The organism is Synechococcus sp. H55.11 (assembly GCF_047462475.1).
Classification (GTDB): domain Bacteria; phylum Cyanobacteriota; class Cyanobacteriia; order Thermostichales; family Thermostichaceae; genus Thermostichus.
In genome coordinates this window covers 1-581 of the sequence record NZ_JANSJI010000342.1, presented here as the reverse complement: position 1 = coordinate 581, position 581 = coordinate 1, and the positions used below count along the sequence as shown (strand labels likewise).

Genomic DNA, 581 nt, shown 5'->3' with positions numbered 1-581 from the left:
CCGCCGAAAAGCCAGATGGCAGTTGGGTGCTTGCCAAGTTGTGTCTGCGTTTGTTCGCTCGATGGCCAGAGACGGGATCCCAGCCTCTTCAAGCAGAAGCATCCGGCACGGTGGGAGACTGTCGCTAACCTATGGATCTGGAATTGGCCACCCTCGCGGATAAATCAAATAGACAGTACCCCCGGAGTGTGCCAACCACAAAGACTCTAGCTGGTCGCGGCGGTAGGTGCGGCGAACTTCTTCATTGGTCTTGGCCGCCGGATCTTGGAGGATGGGATCCCCTTGGCTGCTGAACCCCACCAGCACCGCCAGATGGCCGTTGCTTTTGGGGATCGGCGCCCCCTCCAGCTCTCCCTCACCCCAGGCATAGCTGAGGATAGCCGGCACTCCTGCTGCGATCCAGGCCTCTGCCTGGGCCAGGCTCTGCAGCCGCGCCACCACGCCGGCCAAACCTCGCTCGGCCGCATGAGCCACATTGAAGGCCCAGTTGCCGTGGCCCTGGTAAACCCGGTCGTACACCCCGGCCGCCGCGGCGCGCACCAACGGCTCACAGGGGCGGGGATCCCGCTGCCAGTAGGCCA

The 581-nt window shown here is 63.9% G+C and carries 1 protein-coding gene; it reads right to left on the bottom strand.

Going from position 1 to position 581, the window contains the following annotated elements:
- Positions 1–129 precede the first annotated feature (129 nt).
- Positions 130–581, bottom strand: a 452-nt coding sequence (locus NW853_RS13245) for a C39 family peptidase (RefSeq protein WP_414349255.1), incomplete at its 5' end; no start/stop codon positions are given.